Source organism: Psychrobacillus sp. L3 (assembly GCF_042945595.1).
Lineage (GTDB): Bacteria > Bacillota > Bacilli > Bacillales_A > Planococcaceae > Psychrobacillus.
In genome coordinates this window covers 780,182-800,570 of sequence record NZ_CP168493.1, presented here as the reverse complement: position 1 = coordinate 800,570, position 20,389 = coordinate 780,182, and the positions used below count along the sequence as shown (strand labels likewise).

12 protein-coding genes and 2 pseudogenes are annotated in these 20,389 nt (G+C 36.0%); 3 read left to right on the top strand and 11 right to left on the bottom strand.

The window, feature by feature from the left end; genetic code table 11:
- Window positions 1-95: 95 nt before the first annotated feature.
- From ACEPXD_RS03855 to ACEPXD_RS03825, 7 genes and pseudogenes are all read right to left on the bottom strand, one after another.
- Window positions 96-4,307, bottom strand: a complete 4,212-nt coding sequence (locus ACEPXD_RS03855; protein ID WP_391120117.1) for a 5'-nucleotidase C-terminal domain-containing protein — start codon at window positions 4,305-4,307, stop codon at window positions 96-98.
- A 281-nt stretch (window positions 4,308-4,588) separates the two neighbouring features.
- A pseudogene (locus ACEPXD_RS03850) lies at window positions 4,589-5,683 on the bottom strand (DUF871 domain-containing protein).
- 171 nt (window positions 5,684-5,854) lie between these two features.
- Window positions 5,855-6,043 (bottom strand): annotated as a pseudogene (locus tag ACEPXD_RS03845) (PTS transporter subunit EIIC); the annotation flags it as partial.
- 254 nt (window positions 6,044-6,297) lie between these two features.
- Complete coding sequence (locus tag ACEPXD_RS03840) at window positions 6,298-6,567, bottom strand: phosphocarrier protein HPr (RefSeq protein ID WP_391120115.1); 270 nt, start codon at window positions 6,565-6,567, stop codon at window positions 6,298-6,300.
- A 106-nt stretch (window positions 6,568-6,673) separates the two neighbouring features.
- Window positions 6,674-7,843, bottom strand: coding sequence for an N-acetylglucosamine-6-phosphate deacetylase (gene nagA / locus ACEPXD_RS03835; protein WP_391120114.1), 1,170 nt, complete (start codon window positions 7,841-7,843; stop codon window positions 6,674-6,676).
- Between the two features lie 223 nt (window positions 7,844-8,066).
- On the bottom strand, window positions 8,067-8,576 hold the full coding sequence (locus ACEPXD_RS03830; RefSeq protein WP_391120112.1) for a GNAT family N-acetyltransferase: 510 nt from the start codon (window positions 8,574-8,576) through the stop codon (window positions 8,067-8,069).
- A gap of 793 nt (window positions 8,577-9,369) precedes the next feature.
- Complete coding sequence (locus tag ACEPXD_RS03825; RefSeq protein ID WP_391120110.1) at window positions 9,370-10,641, bottom strand: ATP-binding protein; 1,272 nt, start codon at window positions 10,639-10,641, stop codon at window positions 9,370-9,372.
- Window positions 10,642-10,806: 165 nt separating this feature from the next.
- On the opposite strand from ACEPXD_RS03825, the gene ACEPXD_RS03820 reads away from it, so the two are divergent.
- Both ACEPXD_RS03820 and ACEPXD_RS03815 read left to right on the top strand, forming a co-directional pair.
- On the top strand, window positions 10,807-10,959 hold the full coding sequence (locus ACEPXD_RS03820; protein ID WP_391120108.1) for a hypothetical protein: 153 nt from the start codon (window positions 10,807-10,809) through the stop codon (window positions 10,957-10,959).
- A 395-nt stretch (window positions 10,960-11,354) separates the two neighbouring features.
- Window positions 11,355-11,699: a DUF805 domain-containing protein gene (locus ACEPXD_RS03815; RefSeq protein ID WP_391120106.1), complete on the top strand. Its 345-nt coding sequence runs from the start codon at window positions 11,355-11,357 to the stop codon at window positions 11,697-11,699.
- 45 nt (window positions 11,700-11,744) lie between these two features.
- On the opposite strand, the gene ACEPXD_RS03810 is transcribed toward ACEPXD_RS03815, so the two are convergent.
- The 3 genes from ACEPXD_RS03810 to ACEPXD_RS03800 all read right to left on the bottom strand — a co-directional run bounded on the left by ACEPXD_RS03810 (window position 11,745) and on the right by ACEPXD_RS03800 (window position 13,951).
- On the bottom strand, window positions 11,745-12,680 hold the full coding sequence (locus tag ACEPXD_RS03810; RefSeq protein WP_391120104.1) for an NAD-dependent epimerase/dehydratase family protein: 936 nt from the start codon (window positions 12,678-12,680) through the stop codon (window positions 11,745-11,747).
- A 9-nt stretch (window positions 12,681-12,689) separates the two neighbouring features.
- Window positions 12,690-13,112, bottom strand: coding sequence for a hypothetical protein (locus tag ACEPXD_RS03805; RefSeq protein WP_391120102.1), 423 nt, complete (start codon window positions 13,110-13,112; stop codon window positions 12,690-12,692).
- A 368-nt stretch (window positions 13,113-13,480) separates the two neighbouring features.
- The gene (locus ACEPXD_RS03800; protein ID WP_391120100.1) at window positions 13,481-13,951 is read right to left on the bottom strand and encodes a competence protein ComK; all 471 of its coding nucleotides are present in this window, start codon (window positions 13,949-13,951) and stop codon (window positions 13,481-13,483) included.
- 272 nt (window positions 13,952-14,223) lie between these two features.
- Between ACEPXD_RS03800 and ACEPXD_RS03795 the strand changes: the two genes are divergently transcribed.
- Window positions 14,224-14,712: a sigma-70 family RNA polymerase sigma factor gene (locus ACEPXD_RS03795; RefSeq protein WP_391120098.1), complete on the top strand. Its 489-nt coding sequence runs from the start codon at window positions 14,224-14,226 to the stop codon at window positions 14,710-14,712.
- Between the two features lie 204 nt (window positions 14,713-14,916).
- On the opposite strand, the gene ACEPXD_RS03790 is transcribed toward ACEPXD_RS03795, so the two are convergent.
- The gene (locus ACEPXD_RS03790; protein ID WP_391120097.1) at window positions 14,917-20,181 is read right to left on the bottom strand and encodes a S8 family serine peptidase; all 5,265 of its coding nucleotides are present in this window, start codon (window positions 20,179-20,181) and stop codon (window positions 14,917-14,919) included.
- Between the last annotated feature and the right edge of the window lie 208 nt (window positions 20,182-20,389).

The following is a 20,389-nucleotide window of genomic DNA, read 5'->3' as shown; positions in this document are numbered from 1 at the left end:
ACAATTCTCCTTTAAGATAGGGATTTCTAGTAAATTGATTATGATAATGTTCCACAAAGCCTTCCATCTAGTAATAGAAGGCTTTGCAAATTGTATTATAAAATTGTTTCTCCCTCAACAATGATTCCGTCAAGGTCAAAATTTACTCCATTTAGCCCGGAAATATTCAAGTTTCCTTTTACTGTAATATTGTAAAGTGAAAGATTATTTGAAGGTGTACCTATAAGGGTTAAGTTTCCTTTAATAACTGCATTACCAAGGAGTGTTATATCTGTGACAGAAACTGTCACGTCGCTATTGTATACTTTTGGTGCATTAGGTGTCCCAGAAAAATCTTTTGCAGGAATGTCTCCACCTGGAAATTCCGGTTCTTTTCCAGATACATCAACAATGCGTCCTTCTACTTTTGGATCTACATTACCTAGACGTACAATTTCTTCACGTAGATTTTCCCAATCTGAAATACCTAAATCTTTTACTCTTCCTTGCTCGTATGCTTTTTTCAACACATCGTAACCGTCTCCACCTTTAGCGGTGAATGCATTTGTTGCAATTGCGTATGTTACATTATCTTGAATTTCCGTGTACGTATTATTTTCATTTTTATAAGCAATGGTTACGACACGTTGACCAACTGGTTTGGAAGAATCAAACAATACTTTTGCTCCCGATACATGAAGGAATCCACCGTTTTCACGTGGAAGATCTCTCAAGCTAACTTCAAATGTTGCTTTTATTTCAGCTCCTGTTAGATCCATCGTTGCTAATGTATTTCCGAATGGAAGCACAGTAATTATTTCACCTACTGTAATAGGTCCTTGGTTAATCGCCGATCTAATTCCACCACCATTTTGGAATGCCATGATTACGTTTTTGTTGTACACTTTTGCTTTTCTAAGCATTCCATCTGTAATAAGGTTTCCTAGTGGCGTTTCATTTTTTCGAACGTTGTTAGTATCTGTACGTGGATTTTCTAATGCTTGAACTGCAATTGCACCAGTTTCTTCATTGGACAATTCTGCAATTTTATCAGAATATCTCTTTAGTATCGCTGCTGCTTCAGGGTTATCCACTTTGTCTGCAATTTTTATTAACTTCCCTGCATGACTTACTACTACACCATTTGCATCAAATGTTACATCTAATGTTCCTAAATTATCTGCGTATTGACCTGTTTGAACGATAATGGTCGGCTCATCGTTTACACCAATTAGAACTGGTTTGTCTAGTTGTGTATGACTATGTCCACCTACAATAACATCTATGCCTTTTACTGCTTTTGCTAACTCGATGTCGTTATCTATTGCTGGATCATCATCATAGCCGATATGTGTTATGGCAACGATTTTATTGATACCCATTTTTTCAAATTCTGCAACCATCTTTTTCGCATCTTCAATATAGTTAGAGAATGTGATGCTTCCCGGACTTGAAATATCTTTAGTATCCGCTGTTGTTAAACCGAATATTCCGACTTTTTCTCCGTTTACTACTTTTACAATTCCTGAATAAATGTTTCCATTTGTAGGTGTTTCAGAGATTTTCGTATTGAACAAACCAGTAAATAGGTTGTCTTTTGAGAAATCTACGTTCGCCGATACAAACGGGAAGTTTGCTGCTTTAATGAAATCTGCTAATGCTTTATGACCTTCAGGTGATGAACCTAGATCAAACTCATGGTTACCAAACGTCATCGCATCTACTTTCATTAAATTCATAAACTCTAAGTCCGCTTGTCCCTTGAACTCATTAAAATATAGTGTTCCAGAGAAAACATCCCCTGCATCTAGTAACAATGCATGTGGTTTTGCTGCACGTACTTCGTTAACTGCCGTTACACGTTTTGCAGCGTTATCTAAATGAGCATGTGTGTCGTTGAAATGCATAAGGGAAAGTTCAAACTTTTCTTGAATAGGTTCTTCACCTTTAACATCTACAATTCGCCCTTCTACTTTAGGATCAACATTACCTAGGCTTATGATATGGTCACGTAGATTTTCCCAATCTGAAAGACCTAGATCAGTTGCTCTTCCTTCTTCGTATGCTTTTTTCAGTACGTCATATCCATCTCCGCCTTTAGCTGTGAACGCATTCGTCGCAATTGTGTATTTAACATCTTTTTGAATATCTACATATTTGCCATCCGCATTTTTATATGCGATAGATACTACTCGCTCTCCTACAAGTTTAGAAGAATCGAATGTTACTTTTGCTCCTGAGACATGAAGGAATCCACCATTTTCTTTTGGAGACTCTTTGAAGCTTATTTCAAATGCTGCTTTTAGTTCTTCACCTGTAAGTTCCATTGTTGCTAGTGTATTACCAAATGGAAGCACAGTAATTACTTCTCCCACTGTAATAGGTCCTTTGTCAATAGCCGCTCTTATTCCACCGCCATTTTGGAATGCCATGATGACATCTTTGTTGAATTTTTTTGCTTTATTAAGCATCCCATCCGTAATTAGATTTCCTAATGGTGTTTCATTACTTCGAACACTCACTAGACTATCAGCAGTTGCTCTAGGATTTTCTAAAGCATTTAGAGCAATTGCACCAGTTGGTTCTTCTTTCAAATCTTTAATTTTATTCGAATAAAATTTAAGTAACTCTGCTGCTTCAGGATCTGCGACTTTAGCATTTACACTTACTAACTCTCCAGAATGTTTTACTACTTTACCGGACTTATCAAATTCTACGTCTAAAGTACCTAAAAATTCACTATATTGATAAGCTTGTACAATAATAGTTGGATCCTTTGCTTTACCACTTTCATCCTTGTCTACAACAACAGGTTTGTCTAGTTTAGTATGACTATGACCACCAACAATTACATCAATTCCCTTTACTTTTGCCGCTAATTGTAAGTCATTATCATAAGCAGGATTATCATCATAACCAAGGTGAGTAACAGCAATAACCTTGTTAATGCCTTGCTTTTGGAACTCATCTACCATTGTTTGGGCAGCTTTCACATAATCGTTGAAAGTTACTTCTCCAGGACTTGAAATGTCTTTAGTTTCTGCAGTAGTCAACCCGAACAATCCAACTTTTTGTCCGTTCACTTCTTTTATAATTCCACTATAAATTTGCCCGTTTTTAGGATTACTAGAAACTTTCACATTAAATAATCCTTGTAAATTGACGTCTTTTGAAAAATCTACGTTTGAGCTGACGATTGGGAAATTTGATTTCTTAATAAATTCCGCTAAAGCCTTATGTCCATCAGAACCAGATCCTAGATCAAATTCATGATTTCCTAGTGTCATTACATCATATTTCATTAAATTCATAAACTCTACATCTGCTTGTCCTTTAAATTCGTTAAAATACAAAGATCCAGAGAATACATCTCCTGCATCAATTAACAAAGCGGATGGCTTTACTTTACGTACATCTTTTACTGCAGTAACACGTTTAGCTACATTATCAAGTTGGGCATGTGTATCATTTGTATGCATAATTGATAATTTGTAGGTAGAATCTGTGTTCCCTCCACCGTTTCCTCCACTGCTTCCTCCACCTTTCGAAGGAGGTGGAGTTGTTGTTGTTAGATCGATTCCTGCTTCTTTTCCTACTTCACTAACTTTTTCAAGTAACTCCTTTACCATTGGTAAAGAACTTGTAGACGGCAATTGAGAAATCAAAGTTTTAATCGATTCTAATACTTTAATTGCTTCTTCTTTTTTCCCAGCAGTTAATAAAATATCCGCTTCTTTTACTTTCATATAAATAGTTACAGGAACTATTAACTGATCTCTTTTTATGTTGGCGGGTTCCTTATATTGATCTAACAATAAATCCCTTGCTGCTTTACCAGAAAAACGGTAAAGAATTGCTGTACGACTCTTTAGCTGGACGGATAATTCATGGTATAATTTTTCTACTTTTTCCCAGTTTTTTTCAACCTCTGCTTTTTTAATATCCGACATAATAGGATTTAAGTATTTGTTCGAATAATTATAAGCATCAATATAAGGAATAATTCCTTTTGTAATTCGTTCATTATATAAATCATTTAAATCTTTTAACAAAGTGTTTTTATTTTTTGCATTTGATTTAACAATGGCATTCTTTGCCTTTTCATAATTTGCTTTTGCTGTATTCAACAATGGATACAATGAAGTACTTGTAGCGACTATTCCATTTTGAGACGGCAAAACATATGCAAAGGCCGCCTCTTTCATATCCTTTCTCGCCTGATCTATCAAATCTTGTAATGAGTTGTTAGTGAGACCTAAATTGTTGGAAGTTAACAATGATGTAGCAAGTACTGTTGCTATTACAGACTTTTTCAATTTCTTGTTCATATTTCCCCTCCTATATTAATATAGTAATAAATAAATCATACTACCAATTTTCCCAACTATATGAAATGAAATGATAAATATGACTCTATTTTTAAACATACCATGGAACATTTTGAAGTTCAATTAAGAATTTATTGAATCTTCTTAATCTTCTGTTTTTCGACATTGTCTTACAAATAAAACAACAACTAGATAATTCCGTTTTTTGAATAAAAAATGCTATTTCACTATACATTCCAAGTGAAATAGCATTTATACTCAATTGTCATCCAACTTGTAACTTACATTTCTAACACACGCCGAAAACCAAAAGACTCCCACGGTTGAATATGTTCGAGTAGAAAAAGCTCCTCCGAAATTACTTTAGCTACAACATTTGTACATCCAGCATTCGGCATAGCCTTTAATGTTACTTGCAACTCTCTCTTATATCGAATATCCAAATCGTTATCTATCGTAACATCCCCTCGCTCTATTCCATATGTATCATGTGCTGGGAAGGAGTTCATTTTAAATTTCACTCGAGATTGTGTAGAACGAATAACATATGCAGATACGTCCCCACGATTAAAATGTGGTTCATCAAACAATACTTTTTCTTCCAACTCATTCGTTTGTGGAGAAGTTACTACGGCTAACTCCAGCTTATTTCGATTTAAGCTACCCAATGCTTTTAACTCATCCTCGGAGGCATACATATTGCCAATGATTAAATCATCTATTAAACCTGTATGCCATAAATCTTTCGCTTGAACAGCTATGGGTAGACAACGATGTTCTTCTAATGTAGGTAAACCATGCAGAGTAAGTTCCCATGGTCCAAACTTTCCATTTTGAGAGGAAATCATGGCTGCTGTACGTAGTTGATTGTCTTTAAAGAGCTTGGAAACCTTTAAAAAATGTTGTCGAGAAAGTCCTGTATATTCTCTTGAGTAAAAATTATGGCAACCAATAATGTTTTCTCGATTGGGTTGGTAAGATAAAATATTCTCCACATATTTTGTGCCATTACTAATATTCAATTCTATTTTCATATTAGAAGCGTCCAATGACATGAACGCCTCTTCTTGACCGGAGAATCCCATATCTAAGCGAAGTGCATCTAGATAGTAATAACCCTTTAAATTACCGATATCTCGATAACTTAAGCCTAGTTCCTCTAATACTTCAGGGGCGATGTCGGCGGTAATCTCAAAGCCAAGCTGCTGCGCATATTGATTGATTTGTTGTAGTTACTCTCTTTCCCTATCATTCTTAATGGACAGTAAGCAAGTAAAAATACGGTCAAAGCCATTATCGTGTGCTAGTTGAATATATCCTTTCATTTCATCCATTGAGCCATTTTGAGGATAAATGGATATTTCTAATCTTCTCATTAAAAACCCCCGCGCTTCCGCTTACTTTGCTTCTTTCATTTTTGCGGTATTGTTTGCCATAGCTACAAATGGTAGATAAATACAAACGGAAATAACAATTAAGACCAAGCTTAGCACTGCTCCTTGCCAAGACTGCGTGACTAAGAAACCATTAATAATAGGAGGCGTTGTCTAAGGGGCTGCAATTGTTGCTGCGGAAACCATTCCCCATTTTGTTACAAAATAAACAATGTTTACGTTAATCATAGGGGTTAGAATAAATGGAATAAATAATATCGGATTTAAGACAATTGGTAAGCCGAATAATAATGGTTCTTTAATATTGAAGATTCCAGGTGCCGCAGATAATTTTCCGAAGGTATTATATTGCTTATTTTATCTGGCAACGATGCTCATCCCCGCAACTCAAACTAACATAATATTTTTCATTTTTCATAACCCTCCGTTCATGGAATCGGTCTGTCGTTATACTGGTATAGTACACTTAAAAAAAGATAAAAAACTGTCCATCATGGATGAAAATATATTAATAGATATAATTAAGATATGATTCTTTCCTACTAAACTTTCCTCTATTATGTCCATAATGCCATCTTTATTTATTCAAGAAAGTGTTAACATTCTTCTCCTAATCTTTCCGATTTAATTACTCCTGTTACCTTCTCTATTACCTCCTCCGCATCCGCTCCTTCTGCTGAGATAGTGATAACTGCTCCTGGACCAATTCCTTGTGACATTACCCCCATGATAGACTTCAAATTTACGGATTTTCCATTATAAGAAAGTTGCACATTCGATGCATAGGGTGTGACAGCTACAACCAATAAAGTAGATGGTCTAGCATGTAATCCTTCTGGAGTGATGATTTTAAAACTTTTCTCCACTTATTAATCCTCCTCTATCATTATTCAAAGTTAATACGTCTTTTATGAAAAATTTATACCGATTTTGGCGATCTATCAAACCTGTTCTCCTTTCTAATAGATAACCTTACCAATCGTTATCGAAAACTACATTGCCACGACAAATGGTTTTTTGGACATGTAAAGCTTTGTCTAGAATCACTAAATCTGCATCCACCCCTTCTGCAATATAGCCTTTGTTCGAAAGCTTTAATTGTTTAGCAGCATTAGCTGAAGACATTGAAACAAGCTCCTGATAGGAACACCCAGTAACTCTTTGCATATTTCGTACAGCTTGATCCATCGTTAAAAGACTGCCTGCTAAAGCCCCTGTAGAAAGATGTGCACCATTTTCTGTCACATAAACTGTCTGTCCACCTAAATCATAGTTTCCATATGGCAAGCCCTTTGCTCGCATAGCATCTGTAATTAAAATGATGCGTGAAGCTTTTTTCAAACGATATGCCATTTTTATAGCATCGGGATGGCTGTGAACAAAGTCTGCAATAATTTCAGTTTTAACCCTTTCTTCGAGTAGAACTCCCCCAACAACTCCCAATTCTCGGTGGTGAAAAGGACGCATTTGGTTAAATAAATGAGCACACTGCTTTGCACCAAGTTGTACCGCTCTTTCCACTTCTGTTGCTGTAGCATTTGAGTGACCAATAGATACAAGAACATCCTGTCTATTCAGTTCTTTTATAAAGTCAAATCCATTTGGTACTTCAGGTGCGACAGTTATTTGTTTAATAAGATTGCCACTTAATTGTTGCCATGAGTTGAATTGGTCAATAGAAGGTTCCATAATATGTTCGATTGGTTGTGCACCAGCCCACTTTTTGGATATAAATGGACCTTCAAGGTGTACGCCGAGTAGTTCAGCTTCATCTGCATGATATTCAAAACGTCGAACATTCAATAACGCAGCTTCGATCCGATCAATGTCTTGAGTCATCGTAGTTGCTAAAAAACTTGTAGTTCCTTCTTTTACTAATGAACGAGCCATTCCTCTAAGTGTTTCTTCTGTAGCATCCATCGTATCAAACCCTGCTAATCCGTGCATATGCATATCAATAAAACCAGGAAATACAATCCATTCTTTAAACTTCCCATCAATTTGTCTATCAGATTCCAGCAGTAACTTTTTTCCTATCCTTTCTATCTTTCCATTTTTTATAAATAAATCACCTTTAAATTCTGCTTGATCAAAATTAACAATGGTTACATTTGAAATAAGAATTGTCTTGTCCAATATCATCTGCTCCTTTAAAACCACAAAAATTTTAGTTCTCCTATTTAGAAACAATGGTCTAGTTGTCTATATCATTTGTAAGTATTTTTATAGTAATATGTTTGGCAAGATCTACTTATGAGTTCTATTTATCGAATGGTCTTTTGTAATTTCTATCAAAAAAATAGCAGCCGAATAAGCAATTTCGGCTGCTTGTAACTTATTATTTTTTTCAGAACATCTAAAATTATTAGTTGTACAAAATTACCTGTTTATCATCTAGATATTTATACATAAGGGGGATATCGGCATTATTCTTAAGACTTTCAAAACCGAGTCTATGATAAAAATCTTTTTCCTTGTGGTCATTTGTTATTAGCACAATCAATTCTACATTTAAAATTGCCAATTGCTGCATCATTTTTTCCATAAATGCACGGCATAAGCCTTTTCCACGCCACTCTTCTTTCATATTAATAAAATGAGCAGTCGCTACTAATCCATGCATATTTTCTATTTCATCTATACTTTCTAAGTTTGTCAGTGAATGATATAAATCCGACGAAATAGAAACTGCATCATCACAAACTTCCGAGTACGAACTCTTAATAGGGTTAAATAAATACATAGATGCTTGTCCTATATTAATTCCTCGATCCAATTCTTTTGGATATAGTATGCACGTAGCATGAACATTAAATAAAGAAGTCCCTTCTTCTATATTTATACTAAAATCAATATAAACGTTTATATCTTCCATTTAATATTCCTCCGTTAATAAAAAAAGATAGCTAATACAACAAAATTTTATTATTTATTCCACCACATTCTACTTTTTTGTAGTATTTTCAATACATTTAACAATTGTAGTAGATATAAAGTAATATTAACAGGGACAGAGCTTGACCTTAAACGACATTTGTATTGAGAAATTCTCTCCTATAAAGAAAAGGTTTTTGGAATCTAAAAAGAGAAGGCATTATTTTTCACCTTCTCTTTCGCTTTTCAGATCTTAGAATGGCAAGACGTTCTTATGTTTTTTCATGAACCATGGAACGTTCCATATGGATGATTGTGGAGAGTTAGTTTGTATTTCTGCAGAATACATCTGCATTATTTCGAGAAATACTTTTATTCACCACTGGATCTCTTTTTACCCTTTTTCTACTTATACATCAAATTATTTAAGGATGAATTGAAGCCTTTTATCAGAGTATTACATGATTTTGGAGATACACCATGTATTTTCTGAAATACTCCTTGGATTTTCTGAGATACTCCGAGATTTTCTGAGGTACGCCGCAGATTTTCTGAGTTACTCCGTTGCTGCTCATCCAGAATAGGTTTTATAACGATGATGGTACAAATCGAGTGAGAGCCTGTTACTTACCCTACTTTGTCGAATATAAAATTTATTTCGCTCGTATGATCAACATTACTTTTTTAATAAACCAAAAAGCTGCTCCGGCAAATTAATTGCCGGAACAGCTCATCTGAAATGAGGATAAATTTGGCAGGAACCTACCACTTTCTACTAGCACAAGGACACATTTTCAAGGTTTCGACTTAGGTAACAATATCTCTACACTTGTTCCTACATTCACTTCGCTTTTGATTTGGATTGAACCTTTGTGTGCTTCGATTATGTTAAAGCTTACAGTCATTCCTAAGCCTATACCGTTTTCTTTTAGGCTGTAAAAGGGATCACCCATGTGATGTAAATCCGCTTCTTCCATTCCGCAGCCATTATCCTCAAACTTAATAGCTACATAATCCTCATTCTTCTCATATATCGTGATGTTGACGTCCCCATTTTGAGAGATTGCTTCTAGTGCATTTTTCAGTATATTTATAAATACTTGTTTTAATTTATGTTCATTGCAATATGTATCAAATTGTCCCAGGTCACTCACGTTTAATCGCTTGCTTTGTTGAGTTGCTTCCATCGAAAACAATTGAACGACTTCGCTTACAATGGTATTTACATTTTGGTTAATCAAAACAATATCGGTTGGTTTCGAAATCATCAATAATTCGTTCACTATACTATTAATCCGATCTATTTCATCCACCAACACATCAGTATGCTCTTCAAGGTTTATTGTTTTTGCTTGACTCATTTGCATAAAGCCTCGAATAGTAGCGAGTGGGTTTCGTATTTCATGTACAATACCGGCAGCTAGCTCACCTAATGCAGACATTTTTTCCGATTGTCTTAACTTGCTTTCTGCTTCTTTTAAAGAGGTAATATCTCTTCCAATGACAACCAATCCTTTTCTCGAACCGTCCGTATTAAAAATAGGCACTTTTAATGCGTCGAAAAATTTAGCTGATCCATCTCGTAAAGGGATTGTTTCTTCACAACGGCTTATCTTTCCTGCCTTCCATGCCTCTTCGTCTGTACCGATACAGTATATCAGAGCATCATGATAGAAATCTGTATACTCCGCCATCTCTTTATCTGTCTTCCCTTTATAATCAATACCATCCAGTTCGAATAACTCCGCACCAAACTTATTTATTTGCTGCCACTTTCCTTCTCCATCTTTAAATGAGACAAAGTCGGGCATTGCATCAATTAACAACGAGAGCTTCTCTTTTTCTTCTTCGATTTGTTTGGTGTCCCTTAAATTTTTTATCAAGACAAATAAAAGTACAGCTGTGAGGATTACAAACAACATCCCTTTGCATTTATCCACAAAAAGCTCTTTTTCAGGAGAAAGGTTAGAAATACTTAGTAAATAATCGGTACCAATAATCCAAATTGGTCCTATAACCACATATAAAAACGGTATTATCCGGAAAAAATCTTTATTGGCTTTCATTGCTCTATCCCCTTAGCTTGATTCGTACATCTTTATGATATTTAGTTTTATTGTCACATATTAGCCTTATTTGAGCAACTTCACTTCTGTTGATCATTTGATGGTTGGGACATACAAAGCTTATTAGTGAAGGAAGTAAAAAGAAATGAGGAGATAGCGAACAAGGTGGAAAAAATGCATCTTCATTTTATCATTGAAGTGCTCGAAATTAACGCATCTAGAATGGATAAGGTCTTCGAATTAACAAAGAAGAACTGCTCAATGGCAAAATCTGTTCTTAGTTCAATTGAACTTGTTGGAACGTATGAACTAAAATAGAAAAAATGTTAAAAAGGCGACGTGTCATTTGTTTCCATTTATTGTATAGTATTTTTTTCAATTCAATAATCCTCACTTATAATCAGTTCTGTAATATCCTCATAAGGTTTTTCACGTAACCATACTTTTGTAAGAGTTCTGCAAACGCGATCTCCATAATTGTTTCTAATACAAGGACGTGTCACTTACACTCATTGACCTCGATATAAAACAATCCAGCAAGTGAATAAGCTCCTGGATTGTATTTTTTTCTAGCTATAATTGAAATGGCAGACTAAAGGATGAATTCACAAGGAATTATTTACCTATTAAAAAAGGAATATCCAAATGATATACTTAGCCTGTAATAGTAAATAACTGCTGTTAACATCTTAGAATTTTCAGGGGGATTTTGTTTGTATTGGTATTTGAAAGTATTAAAGAATTATGTAGGATTTCAAGGAAGAGCAAGACGTAAGGAATACTGGATGTTTATTCTATTCGATATAATCATTTCCATCGTTTTTGCAATCGTGGAGTTAATCGTAGGTATATCTTCTTTATTAACAGGACTTTATTCATTAGCAACTTTGCTTCCAGCTATAGCGGTTACCGTTCGAAGATTACATGATACCGGCCGGAGTGGATGGTTGTTTTTACTTAATCTAATCCCACTAGTTGGTCCTATTATTGTAATTGTATTTACGTGTCAAGATGGACAGAATAGTGAGAATAAATACGGACCAAATCCTAAAAGATAGTACAGTTAACCGCTCTTTATAGAGCGGTTATTCTTTTTTCCAAACTTATTTGTCCTGATCAATCGCAAAATAATAATCAATCAGCTCATTCAATATTGTATGTAAATCTGAAAATTGATAGCCTAGTCGATTCGCTTTTTCCGTATTTATTGACCATGAACCTGGAAGTGCATATGGTGATGTGTTTGCTACTGGTGCATCATTTATAATATTAGCCGATTTCCCTACGCGATTTTCTATTTTTCCGACAAGGTCTTTTAGTGAAATATCTTCTGCACAACCGGGATTAATTGTGCCAGAAAAGGAGGAATGGCCAATTTTATATAGAAATTCTGCTGCTTCATCGGAAAGGATAAAGCTATAGCGACATGTTGGATTTGCAATTCCTATCTGGTCATTATTCAACACTTTGTCTACATGAAATTTTAATCTTCCCGTAAAATCATCTTTTCCAATAACAAGCGGAAAACGAACAGCCACCACTTCAAAATCACTTTGCGTGAATAATACCGTTTCAGAAGCCCGTTTTGCTTCTTGATAACCCTCATAACCTACATATTGCTTTCTACTTTTATAGTCAAATGAAAAATGTTCGGGCATAAAATCTTCTTCTCTCCACTGCGTGCCGTACTCGTAAACTGCTTGTGTAGAAGTAAATATATACCGTTTCGCCTTCCCTTTTAAAGCACCTACTGTATCCAATGCTTCCTGTGGGGATTGACAGGATTGATCGTATACGATGTCCCAGTTCCCATTTGCAAAGGCTTCCTCTAGTGATGACTTGTTCTCTCTGTCGATAATTAGACGTTCCACCTTATCCCCAAATGGATCCTTGTTAAGACCACGCGTTGCTATCGTTACGTTCAACCCATTTCCTAAAAGCTTATATACAAGCTTTTTCCCGAAAAATTGAGTACCACCTAATACAAGTATATTCCCCAATGCTTTCCCCTCGTTTCTATTGACTAATAAAGAACCCATTCGTTTGCCCTATTCCACAGAGATTACTTCTAATGGAGCTTCTGTTTCCTTTGGTTTGTCCACAGTACCGCCATTTACTTGTATTAATAGATTTAACTTACTCTTGGAAGGCGTTTCATACTTAACTGCAGCATCTTTTTGAACGAATGCCCCTCCACCAACTCCATACAGTCCATTATTATTGCTTTTATAGCTATATACTCGATACTCTTCCCCTTTTTTCAGATCACGGATTTTTGTCAAAGAATTATCATTTTCTAATTTCCATAAACTTGTGCTTGTATAAATAGTTACTTTCCCAATTTGACCTACCTTTAATTCTGTTTTCCCCCACATCACTTTGGTGCTCGCACTTGCTTGAAATGTATGCATTGTCAAAACTGAAATAAAAAGAATAAATACGAATGCTATTTGTACAATTTTTTTCATCATAATTAATTTCCTCCTTTTGAATATTATTCTATTTTACAATAGAGCGGCCTTCTCTACTACTTTTCAAATCTATTAACTGAGTATGTAGGTGATTAAGCAGATTAAAAAACAACTTTTATATAGATAGGAATTTAATAACCACAAACCCACGCACCATAAAAGCCACCTCTTTAGGTTTTGTCGCTTTTGGCTTCTGTTTTGTCCTGTTTGGCGTGTTGTCACGCTTGCTAGGTACGTTGTCGTGTTCAGCAATATTATGGAAATACTTTTGCGTGTAAAAAGCTCTTCGCGAATGCAAAGAGCTATTTTTACCTTGAATCTAGCTTATCATTTAAGCGAAAATCTACCTTTTTAGGCTTGTCGGTTCCCTATCTATGATCTAAATTACGGTGAATAAGGCGGTAAGTATCGATTGAGGTGTGTAGTCTTTGTTGTTGTTTAAGTAGCACGTTTTTGGAGACATTTACTGGAAAGGACATACCGTTGCTGAATATCACTTGGGACTTTCCTTTTCCTGTTGACTCTATTTCAAAATGGTGATTGAAAATCCAAACACATTCGACGTTTTTATAAGACTTAGTTGGAAATGCTCCTATCTCATTTGGATCAATGAGAATAGGCGTTTTAACGAAGTATTTCATTAGTTTTTTTATTGCTTGTATGCGTCCTTCTAGTGTAGAAGCGAATAGAATGCAAGCATTACTGAGCAATTGTTTCACAGTCATTTTGGAATAATAGATTCCATGGGTTGTAATAATTTTCGATTTAAACGCTCCTGTAAATACGGATTCAAGCATTAAAGTATGTTTGTTTATTAATTTCGAATCACAGTTTTTCAAAAATAAATCCCCCTTTTCATTAACTATGGATATATACTACCAAACTTGCATATATTTGTATAGTCTAAATTTACTGAAAATATGTAATTATGTGAATTATTTTTATGTATTAGTTAACATTCCCAATATTAAACAACTAATTCTACTAGATCGAACAGGATGTTTGTACAAAGAGTAGTCTTTCTTTTGCTTTTGGAAAATGATGTGAAGACCGATTATGCTGAGGCTACCTAGGAATAATTGAATCGTGCACGACTCCAAAGGAAAGAACGGTGTCAATATTCGAAGAGCATTTAGTACAATATGAACCAATGATTTTTGCATGTATCCGAAAATTAAACATCTACAAAAATCATGAATTATATAGACAAGCTGGGAGAATTGCTTTATGGAAAGCTTGGGTAAAATTCGATTCGGGGAGGGGAGAGTTCGCCCCGTATGCATACCGGTGCATTTACGGAGCGATTCTGGACGAATTAAAAAAAGAAAACCATATAGAAGAAACAATTAATCCAGTAGAAGAAGAAAAACTGTCATTTCTAGTAGAGCAAACATTAGTCAGATGCATCCAACATGAAGATTTAGCGTTAGCATTAGAAAAATTAACAACGAACGAGCGAGAACTAATCTTATGGATCTTTGTCGAAGGAATCTCTTTACAACAAGCAGCAACACGTGCAGGAATTACCATTCCAGGCATAAAGAAAAGACGAGAACGCTTGTTGACTAAGTTGCGCGAGAATATGCCTGCGAAGAATTAAGAGGGCCTTTGTCGCTCTCGTACAGGTGGATTCCTCCCGTATTGGGTGTGTGCTTTCGCATTTGCCAAAAGTGCTCTCGTTCAATAATCAAACAAAAACGAAGTAGCCAAGTTGCTGGCTACTTCGTCTTGGATCATATGAACCTTTCGCTACTCTCTACTAGATTGTAGAGTTTTGTCAGTTCTTTATTAAAGGGATTAGAAATTAGTTGACTTCTAACTTTCCTACTATTAAAGGGTTTCCAACGATTACTTCAATTGTCACTTCATTTTTACCGTATTTAACAGTGATTGTTGTAGTTCCTTCTGCTTTTGCTCTTACTAAACCGTTACTTACAGAAGCTACTTTACTATTTGCTACTGTATAATTTGCAGATGTTGTAACATCTCTTTCGGATGTTGTTCCATCTGGCATTGTTGTTACTTCTTTCAAAGTTAGCTGGGATTCTTTTCCTGGTTTCAACTCAAGTTTCGCTTGGTCAGTAACCAATGTTACTTTTGGTGCTGCAACAGTCACGGTTATGGTTACTTCATTTTTACCGTATTTAACAGTAATTGTTGTGCTACCTTCTGCTTTTGCTTTTACTAAGCCATTTGTTACGGAAGCCACTTTAGCATCTGCTACTTTATATGTTGCAGCGGTAGTCACATCTTTTTCTGTTACTTTTCCATCTGCCGTTGTTGTTACTTCTTTCATCGTTAGTTGTACTTCATTTCCTACTTCCAGATCAAGTTGTGTTACGTTTGCATCCAGTGTCATGACTGGTTCTGTTACGTTCACTTTGACTGTTAATTCATTTTTACCGTGTTTAACGGTAATCTCTGTTGTTCCTTCTGCTTTTGCTCTTATTAAACCATCCGTTACAGTTGCCACTTTACCATTTTTAACTGTATAAGTAGCCGCTTTTGTCACATTTTTTTCGGTTATTTTTCCATCCAACAATATCGTTTGTTCTTTAACTGTCAGTTGGAATTCTTTTCCTGGCTCTAAATCAATTTTTGTTTTGTTTACAGATAATGTAACTACTGGTTCTGCAACCTGCACATTGACAGTCAACTCATTTTTACCGTATTTAACAGTGACTGTTGTACCGCCTACTGCTTCTGCTCTTACGATACCAGTACTACTTACGGAAGCCACTTTGCTATCAGCTACTGTATACGTTGCAAAATTTGTAACATCTACTTCTTTTGTTTTTCCATCTGCCGTTGTTGTTACTTGTTTAATCGTTAGTTTTGATTCTTTTTCTGGTTCCAGCACAATGTCGGTTTTGTTTGTAGTTAGTGTTACTTGCGGTTCTATAACCTTCACATTAACAGTTAATTCATTTTTACCGTATTTAACAGTGATTGTTGTACTTCCTGCAGCTTTTGCTATGACTAAACCACTTTTTACAGAAGCCACTTTTTCATCTGCTACTACATACGTTGCAAATTTTGTAACGTCTGTCTGTTTTTCTTTTCCATCTGCTCCTGTTGTTACTTCTTTAATAGTCATTTGGGATTCTTTTCCTGGATCTAGAACAATGTCTGTTTTGTTTGTAGTTAGTTTCACACCTGGTTCGGCCACATTCACATTGACAGTTAACTCATTTTTACCATGTTTAACGGTGATTGTTGTTTTCCCAGCAGCATTTGCAGTTACTAAACCATTCGTTACGGAAACCACTTTACCATCTGCTACTTTATACGTTGCAGCTTTTGTTACGTCTGTTTGTTTTGTTGTTCCATCTGCCGCTGTTATTACTTCTTTAATCGTCAGTTGTGCTTCTTTTCCTGGATCTAAATTAAGTTCTGTTTTGTTTGCAGTCAGTGTCACTACTGGTGCTTTAACTGTCACATTTACAGTTAATTCATTTTTACCATATTTAACGGTAATTGTTGTACTTCCTTCATTTTTTGCTGTTACTAAACCATTTGTAACGGAAGCCACTTTACTATCCACCACTTTATACGTAGCAGCTTTTGTTACGTCTTTTTGCGTTGTTTTTCCATCTGAAGTTGTTGTTACTTCTGTAATCGTTAGTTGCGCTTCTTTTCCAGGTTCCAAACCAATCTGTGTGTTGTTCGCAGTCAGTGTCACACCTGGTACTACAACTACAGAATCTTTTACCGTCACATTTACAGTCACTTTATTGGCACCATGAGAAATAGTAATCGTAGTGGAGCCTTTTGCCACTGCAGTTACAAGTCCGTTCGTAACTTTTGCAACTGATTCGTCTGCTACAACGTACGTAGCTGCTGCTGTTACGTCTTTGTTCGTAGCTCCACCTGTTGCTGGTGTGGAAGTTTCTGTAACTGCAAGTTGGGCTGTTCCACCAGTAGTCAAATCAAGTTTCGTTGGGTTTACAGAAAGTGTTACTACAGGTTCAGAGTAAGCTACTTCAAACGATTGCTCGGCTTTATTTCCAGCTGCATCATTTACATAGATTGTGACTATGTTTTCACCTAGTGTTAAGTTAGTAAGGTCGAGTGAGAACTTACCGTCTTGTTCAAGCGTCACTGGGCCTTCACCGATTTTTTCGCCTTTTGCATTAACTACTTTGAACATCACAGATAGTTTTTCATTTACATCAAATTTATATCCAATTGCTACAAGAGCCTTGATAAAATTAATGTAATCATCCACAACTGTTCCATTAAACTGATACTCAGGTTTAACAGTTTCATGTGATTTCGCTGTATCGATTGTTGCTGGTGTACTCTTCACGAATAATGGCTCTGGATCTGCATCGCCATACCAGGTACTACCACTAGTATTTGATGCATAAATGGCAAGCGAATAAGCTCCGTCAGCCATTTTTACAATATTACCATCACCATTAGTATATGTTCCATTAATCGGGTAAGAGAGTTGCCCACTTGTGAACGAACCTGCTTTATTGTAGATTGTTCCAATTTCATCTCCATGGTTTAGTAAGTCTGATAGTTCCACGGAAATTTCGCCATATCTGGTGGTCCCAGTCCCACCTAATACACCCGATACGGTCGATGATTTTTTTGTACTTTCACTATTAAATGATAAGTCATAGTCTGATACTTTAACGCTAGATACACCAACAGCTTTTACGTTATTTGGCGTGAATTCTGCTGCAAATGGCAATGAAATTTCTTTTCCATTTCCTTTAACATAAATGTAACCAAGAATTTCAGCTGCAGCGGTAACTGTTGTTTTTGGTGCTTTCAATGTTACGTCAATCATTTCTGAGCCATTCAATTTGAATGTCGGTTTATTAACCGTAACTGTCGCCCCAGCGAATGCTTTTGTAATTTGTACATCAACAGTATAGTCCCCACCAAGTTTCGCAAAGTCCTCTACGCGAATTTGTTTTGTTACCGAAATGTCTTCAGTGGAAATTTTACTTTGTTTTCCAAATCTAACTGTACCTTTTTCATGAGCTATTACTTTTCTTTGAATTTCATTGCTATCCAGTGCGTATGCAAGAACGGTAGGGAATGCAGCTTCATAAGGTTGAACACGCCCAGGCCCTTGTGCAAAAACGTCATACGTAGTTGTATTTAACAGTTTTGCAGTATTTGATAAGGATACCTTTACATCGAATGGCGTCCAAGTTGGATTCGCTTGAAGCATTAGCGCACTAATAGCTGCAATATGTGGCGTCGCCATTGAAGTACCTGATTTCCTTCCAAATGCTCCGCTATAATCTGCTCCTGGAACGTCTTTTCCATACATTGGTATTGTGGACATTATATTCGTACCTGGTGCAACTACATCTGGTTTTATATCGAAATCTGGATTTGTAGGTCCTCGTGAGCTAGAACTACTCAACGTGTCTCCACCAGATACTGTATTCTTAAAATTGCTAAATGAAATTTTCCCTGGTTTTGAAGCAAGCGCAGTTCTTAGTAAAGTCCCTTCAGGTAAGGACATATCAAATGTCGTAATAAAGGCAAATCCAGAACCCTGATTAGAATTTATCAATCCAGTACCTGCATTATTATGAATAATAACCGCAACTGCTCCCGCTTTTTTGGCAACATCAATTTTGTCAACGAATGCTGTTTCTCCACGGGAAACGAGTACGACTTTCCCATTAACGTCAAGACCTTCGTAATCTATAGGTGCTCCAACATTTGGAACTGCAACAAGATCGTACTCACCAGTTAGTTGTTCGCCTGGTTTCGCACCAAATTTATATGCCATATAATTTAGATCATATGACTTGCCGTAAGATTCCGCTTTTACGGTTAATGTTGCCCCTGTTTCGGTTATGGCTGGATTTGTCGAGTTTCCAACCGCAATACCTAGTGCTGCAGTTGCAGGACTGCCTATAGATCCGCGAGCAGATCCTGAGTTTCCTGTTGCCACAGCTGCCACAGTACCCGCTAGCATCGCATTGTTAATTGCGAAGGCGTCAGCTGTAACTGAACTCATGGAAGGTCCGCCAAGAGATAAATTAATAACGTCCATTCCTTCTTCAACTGCTGCCTCAATTCCTCTAATAACCCACGAAGTATACCCACTTCCATATGCACCTAAAACGCGGTATACATGTAATTCTACTTCTGGTGAAAGTCCACTAATTCCATATTCATTTGCTCCAATTCCCGCAATTGTTCCTGATACGTGAGTACCGTGAGAAGTGGCAAATGTACTACCAGCTTGTGTGACTGGTGTATTTGGATTATTTGGATCCCGGTCTAATGGAGCTGTTTCATAAGGATCATTGTCATCTCTAGGACGAGAATAATCCCCCCCAACATCATGAGGTACAAAGTTTTTCCCACCTTTATATACTCCAACAAATTCAGGGTGAGTGTAGTCAATTCCTGTGTCGACTACTCCAACTTTAATCCCTTTCCCTTTGAATCCTCTTGCCCATACTTTTTCAATACCTAAATGAGAAATACTTGTATTATTTGCCTCACCAATATTTCCGTTTACTGCATCAACATTTACACTTTCTTCTTCGCTATCGAGTGCATATCTAATTTCGTCAGGCTCAACTAGGGTGACACCTTGGATTGACAGAATCTTTTTTAAATCACTTGCTTTCACTTTCGCCCCAAAACCATTCAGAACAGTATGGAAAGAGTAACCTTCTTTAATGGAAATATTTTTTGCTTTCATTTCTTTCTCAACTAAAATTTGCTGTGTATTTACTTTTCGTTCCGCAGATGATGCATCTGATGCTGTGAATTTTTTTCCACTTAACTCTTTAATTCCTTTTTCAAGCGCTACTGAATTTTCAGATAAATGAATAATTACAGCTACTTCTTCTTCCCCCGTTAATTCTTGTAAATCTTCATGTAACGTGGCTTGTACATTTCTTAAAGCTAATTGTTCATTAATAGCTTTTTCTGCTTGTATTTTGCTTTCATTAGTAGCATTTTGAATATTTAGCTTGTCTCCAGTGTTTGCGAATACGTTCATTGGAGATAGCATCGTGAATACCATAATTAACGTCAAGAAAGCGCTAAAAAACTTATTAAGCTTTTTTTTCTTCAATTAGTTTCCCCCTTTTGGCAATATTAATGACAATCTTTAACGCTAGTGGAGATTTGAGTTTGTATTACATTGATAATTACAGATGCTTTAGATCCCGTCCTTTCTTTACAAATCACTAAGTTGAATGCAACAACACTTTCAATTGGAGATTCCTCAATCAATCGAATGCTGTACTATACAATGTATGTTATATTAAATGCTGATATGA